The 6,088-nt window shown below is 40.6% G+C and carries 4 protein-coding genes; all 4 read left to right on the top strand.

Annotated features, from left to right (window positions below):
* The first annotated feature begins 760 nt into the window (after nt 1-760).
* The 4 genes from HEQ19_06530 (at nt 761) to HEQ19_06515 (ending at nt 5,977) form a co-directional block, all read left to right on the top strand.
* On the top strand, nt 761-2,647 hold the full coding sequence (locus tag HEQ19_06530) for a patatin-like phospholipase family protein (GenBank protein ID WYL99230.1): 1,887 nt from the start codon (nt 761-763) through the stop codon (nt 2,645-2,647).
* Between the two features lie 67 nt (nt 2,648-2,714).
* Nucleotides 2,715-3,806, top strand: coding sequence for a 3-isopropylmalate dehydrogenase (gene leuB / locus HEQ19_06525; protein ID WYL99229.1), 1,092 nt, complete (start codon nt 2,715-2,717; stop codon nt 3,804-3,806).
* Entirely contained in the window at nt 3,790-5,499 is a 1,710-nt protein-coding gene (locus HEQ19_06520; protein WYL99228.1) for an aconitase/3-isopropylmalate dehydratase large subunit family protein, read from the top strand. The genes leuB and HEQ19_06520 overlap by 17 nt, the downstream gene beginning before the upstream one ends.
* A gap of 85 nt (nt 5,500-5,584) precedes the next feature.
* Nucleotides 5,585-5,977 (top strand): hypothetical protein, encoded by a 393-nt coding sequence (locus HEQ19_06515; GenBank protein ID WYL99227.1) that lies wholly within the window; start codon nt 5,585-5,587, stop codon nt 5,975-5,977.
* Nucleotides 5,978-6,088: the final 111 nt, after the last annotated feature.

Below are 6,088 nucleotides of genomic sequence, written 5' to 3'. Positions count from 1 at the left end.
TAGCTCTGTTTATTCCCGCCGACTTACTTCTATCTGCTACTACAATAGCATTGTTCTCTGTGAGTGGGACTAAAACAAACAAACATTTTGGGTTTTAAACCTATGTCATTGGGTGAAGTCTCCTGTAGCCGCGATTTCTAATCGCTCAGAAAAGTATGAATTTAAACTTCTCAAACACCCTCTAACTAAGTCAGCATAAAAAAATCAACCAAAGTCAGAAAAGAGCTTATAAATCAATCGTTACATGGTTTTTACAAAACTCAACATACCTATCCCATTGGTAAGGATTTGGGGCATATTTACGTTTCCTAATATAGTTAGGGTTATTCCCGCCTACCTACTTATTAGTTGATTGAATGTTTAGAAATTAAATGTTTAGAAATACTTATATATTACATAGTCTTTTCATCAAAAAATTACGTCATTTTATAGTATTTACAACTCATCTTAGATATATAAACATGTACCGTTAGATAGATAATTCTTGCGTACTTAACGTGCTAAATTTTAAATTACAGTCGATAACTTTGTTTTAAAATCAAGGCTTACAGGCGCTTATAGCCAAAATTTTAATCATCAGACCTAAAAGGCAGTAAATAATGGCTGTCATCTTATCCCAGCAAGGAGTTCAAGCTTATTTTTCAACATATTTAGCACGCTAAGTACGCAAGAACCTATTTACTGATAGATAAAAATAAATTATGTATCTAGCTAGTTCGTTGATTAATTACGAATTATACTATTAGGAGATGAAAATGTTGTGACAAATCAAGTAAATACCCAATCAGTTCTGACATTTGATGGTGAAGATGACTACATAAATTTTGGCAAGAATGATATTGGTGGTGTGTTTGCTCAGGGGAGTTCAGTCTTTACGATTTCCGGGTGGGTGAATCCGCATCAACTCACGAATCAAGCAACTACATATGGAGTACACAATGTATTCTTCGCCCGTTCTTCAGACCGATACAGTGATAATTTTGAATTTGGCATTAGTGAAGAAGGTAATCTAGATGTATACATTGATGAAAATGTTGACAATGTTATTAAAACATTTGGCAATGGAGAATTAACTATCGGACAATGGCACTTTTTTGCTATTGTTTTTAATAGCGGTCAACTGAGCATATATCTTGATGAACATGAATATACTGGGTCTTTGACAGGTTCTTCTTTGAACAAAGCAACTAGTCCTATCACCCTGGGGGGGACTTTACACAATAATGTATACTTTACAGGACAGTTAGCAAATATTAGCGTCTGGAATTATCCTTGTACTCAAGACCAAATCCAACAGCATCGCTCTAGTCCTCTAGTCGGAAATGAACCAGGATTAGTAGCCTACTGGAGATTAAACGAAGGACAAGGAACAACTGTCCAAGACCAAAGTGGAAATACCCATAATGGAACCTTGTATGGTAATCCCCGTTGGGATTTAGCACAACTTCCATTTGCGATCGCACAATCATCCCATGAGGGCGAGATAGCCGCAATCTCCCAAACTACCGAATACCCAATTTTAGACAATATTCAACAACAGGAACAAGCGCAAATATTAGCTCAAGAGGAATCGAAAAAAACTATGAATAATACAGCAAATCCCAAATATAAAATACTTGCTATTGATGGCGGTGGGATTCGGGGTATTATCCCCGCCATCATCTTGGCTGAAATTGAAAAGCGGACACAAAAACAGATTTTTAGTTTGTTCGATTTAATTTCAGGTAGTTCCAGCGGAGGAATTCTCGCACTCGGATTAACTAAACCGCGATTAGATTTAGCAGTATCTGATAGCCCACCCGTCGCCCAATACAGCGCTGAAGAACTTCTGCAAATATATTTGGAATATGGGGCTGAGATATTTTACGAGCCATTCTGGGAACAAGTACTCGGTCAGCTAGAGGATATATTCATCCAACCAAAATATTCTTCCGATGGGAGAGAAGAAATTATCAAGCAATATTTTGGCGATAGCTCCTTAGAAAATAATCTCAAAGAAGTTTTCGTGACCAGCTACGATATCGAGCAACGAATTCCGATATTTTTTACTAATAAGCTGGAAAAACAACAGACCGAATCGAAAAAGTTTCGCAAGTTATGCTCAGGTTTTACACTCACAGATGCAGCATTAGCAACTAGTGCAACTCCGACTTATTTTGCTCCCTATCGCGTTTCTAGTTCCCATAATACCAACGGCTTCTATACATTAGTGGATGGGGGATTAGTCGCAAATAATCCCGCTAATTTGGCTATTTTAGAGGCGCAAATTAGTAGACAAGAAAACCAACAAGCCCTGAATATAGAGGATATCTTAGTAGTATCCTTGGGTACTGGCTCCCTGACGAGTGTCTACCCTTATGACGAAGTGAAAAATTGGGGACTATTGCAATGGGCAAAACCGCTGTTAAATATAGTGCTTGACGGTGGGAGTGAAGTAGTCGCTGGAGAATTAGAACGGTTGTTTGAGGCTACTAATAAAGGTCATAAAACTTCTTATTATCGGTTTCAAACCTTCTTGAAAAGTGAACTCGAAGATATCGATAATGCCAAACCAGAAAATCTACGCCAATTACAAGTTTTAGCTAATATACTGATTCAAGAAAAAAATCAAGAAATCGATGAATTATGTAGTCTTTTGTTAAGCTAAGGACTTCCAAAATAAAAAAATATCCCATATGTAGGGTGCGTCTCGCAATTATTGGAGTTATGGAAAAATGGGGTATTTAAATAAGCGGTCTTATCGGATCGTCGCTATACCTGGAGAAGGGATTGGTCCGGAAGTTGTAGAGGCTTCTTTAACCATTTTGCAACGGGTGGCTCAACTAGAAGGATTTACCTTAGAGGTAGACTATGGCTGGCTAGGAGCAACTGCGTTGGAGCAATTTGGTAGTTACTTTCCAACAGCCACAGTCCAACGGTGTGAAGGAGCAGATGGGATTCTATTTGGTGCGGTTAACCAAGGGGGACTGCTAGAACTCCGAAAGCACTTCGACTTTTTTTGCAATCTGCGCCCCATTCGGATTGTTAACAGTTTGCTGCATAAATCTAGTTTGCGACCAGAAAAAGTTCAAGGACTCGATATGCTCATCGTTCGAGAACTGGTCAGTGGGATTTATTTTGGTCCATCTGGACGCTCCTTAGATGAGCAAGGAGCTTATGGTTATCATACCATGCGCTATGGCGATGCAGAGATTCGGCGGATTGCTCGTAAAGCCTTACAGCAAGCCCAAAAGCGTCGAGGATTACTCACCGTAGCCCACAAAGAAAACGCCTTACCTCATTTACCCTGGACTCGTTTAGTACAAGAAGAAGCCACAGAGTTTCCTGGCGTTGTCGTCGAACCAATGTTAGTAGATAACTTAGCTATGCAAATGGTTCTAAATCCGCAACGGTTTGATGTAATTTTGGCGGGGAATATGTTTGGAGATATTCTCAGTGATATTGGCGGTGCATTAGTTGGTTCCATCGGCTTATTAGGATCAGCCAGTATTAACCCTAATGGATTTGGCTTATACGAAGCTATTCATGGTACAGCCTGTGACATTGCAGGTAAAGGTATTGCTAATCCCCTCGGCACCCTAGAAGCGTGTATTTTAATGCTTCAACAATGGGGAGAAGAGCAAGCTGCAGGGAGGATGATTGCAGCGCAAAATCAAATTTTAGTCAAGGGATACCGCACAGCCGATTTATCTCCCGAAAAAGCCGAAATTTTGGTCAATACTCAAACCTTAGTTGAGCTTTTGTTAGCAGAACTTTCCACCGTGCAAAATTCTGAATCAGGAGTGTTTTATGAGTCATATAAATAACGTTTTGTACCTGGGAGATGATATCAATACCGATGATATTATTCCTGCCAATCGAGTAACAATAGACGACCCTGAACACTTAAAACAGTATGCTTTAGAACATGTTATTGGAGCAGGAGAACTGCTAAAATATAATGTGATTGAAGCTGGAGAAAATTTTGGGTGTGGTTCCAGTCGAGAAATTGCCCCCATTGCCCTGCAAGCTGCTGGAATTGAGAAAATTCGGGCGCGATCCTTCGCGGAAATTTTTTATCGTAATAGCATCAATATTGGACTGTCCCTAGAAATTTTGGGGGAACAACAGCAGAATCCAGTAGTTGATGCGATCGCCGCAGCAGGTGGGCTGATGTCTTTTAATCAGCTGCGTCGTCAGGGTAAAATTACGATTCCTCCTAGTCTGACCCCAAGCCGACCCATGACTTTAGTCGAAAAACTTTTGGCTAAAGCTTCTGGTAATTCCTACGTCCAGCCAGGAGAAGTGGTGTTTACCCAGGTTGATTTAGCCCTATCTCATGATGCAGTAGCCGCGCCTGTAGCTAAGACATTTTATCAACACTATGGAGCAGAAGCAAAGTTGTGGGACTCCCAAAAAGTGGTTTTGGTAGCCGATCACTTTATCCAAGTCAATGACATCCGTGTTGATCACAAAACTGATGTCATGTATCAAGAGATGGTGGAATTTGCTAAAATTCAAGGATGCCACTTATTTGATGTGGTTTCCCCAGGGGAAGCAGCGGGGATTTGTCATGTTCTTCTCCCAGAAAAAGGATTTGTTCGTCCAGGAATGGTGATTGCTGGTACAGATTCCCATACCTGCACCTATGGTGCATTGGGAGCCTTTTCCACCGGGGTCGGCACCACTGATATGGCAAATATTTATGCTACAGGGGATATGTGGATTCGTGTTCCCCAAACCCTAGTATTCGAGTTGTCTGGAACCCTGGCTCCTCACATCAGTGCCAAAGATATTATCCTGTTTATCTTGGGGAAAATCGGTTGTGCTGGTGCTACCAGTAAGGTAATGGAGTTTAGAGGGTCAATCCTCACACAACTACCCTTTGATGAACGATTGACCTTAGCCAATATGGCTATTGAGTGTGGTGCAATATGTGGCTTGATTGTTTCTGATCAGGTAACTCGTGAATATGTGAAAAAACGTAGCGATCAAGAATTTATAGAAATTATTGGTGATGCGGATGCTGAGGTAGAAAAAATTTATAATTTTGATCTTACTGATTTAGAACCGCAAGTTGCACGCCCCCCGAAACCAGATCAAGTATTGGCTATTAGTCAATTAGAAGAAATTGCGATTACCAAAGCCTTTATTGGCTCCTGTACGGGAGGTAAACTCTACGATTTGGCTCAAGCTGCTGAAGTTTTGAAAGGTCGTCATCTGGCAACAGGCGTTAGTTTGTATATTGTACCTGCTTCTGTAGAAATTCGTGAAAAAGCCCAAGAGTTAGGTTATATTGATATTTTTGCACAAGCAGGGGCACAGATTCTCAAGTCAGGTTGTGGGGCTTGTATTAATTCTGGAATTGGGGTTTTAGCAAAAGCAGAAACGGGGATTTATGCAACCAATCGCAATTTTAAAGGACGCAGCGGCGATCCAACAGGTAAAAACTATTTAGCCTCTCCCAGAACGGTGGCTATCTCAGCCGTCAAAGGAAAAATTAGTCATGATCTTGATTAAAGATTAAACTATCAAATAAGGGTGAAGAGATCTAATATCCTGAATAAGATTGTCAGCAAAAGTATCAAAATTTTAGGTAATTACAATGGACGAAATCGTTAAAAAATTGGCTGGTCTGGGTCTTCCTGGCATAATTCTCGTCGTTTTAGCAGTTTCATCAGCAGGTAGTAATGCTGCTATTGTTGCTACCCTCACAGCCGTGGGAGGACCCTTTGGTATCCTCGGAGGTATAGGTCTGCTTGGTCTGACAACAGTTGTCGGCGATACTGTAGCGGGTTATGGAATTGAAGCTATTCTCAAGGCCATATATACAGAACGTAGCAAAACCGAATCTGTCAGATTTCTGCTCAAAGAAATTAAAGATTTACCCATTTCAGACGACCTAAAACTCAAACTGAAAAATCACCTCAGTCCCGAAGCCAACACTTCTGCTGAAGCACCAGCAGAACCAAGGGAAGTGGAAATTGTCGAGGAATAATTTCTGGATTTACCCATCTGTCACAATGAACATATATTGTCTGGTGTGTCAGATATCAAAAATCTGTTGTTCATCACCAAATTCTCAAATCTGACGCACACGACTCCTGAG

Origin of the sequence: Gloeotrichia echinulata CP02 (genome assembly GCA_038087035.1) — a bacterium.
GTDB lineage: Bacteria > Cyanobacteriota > Cyanobacteriia > Cyanobacteriales > Nostocaceae > Gloeotrichia > Gloeotrichia echinulata.
This window is presented reverse-complemented; position numbering and strand designations above follow the sequence as displayed.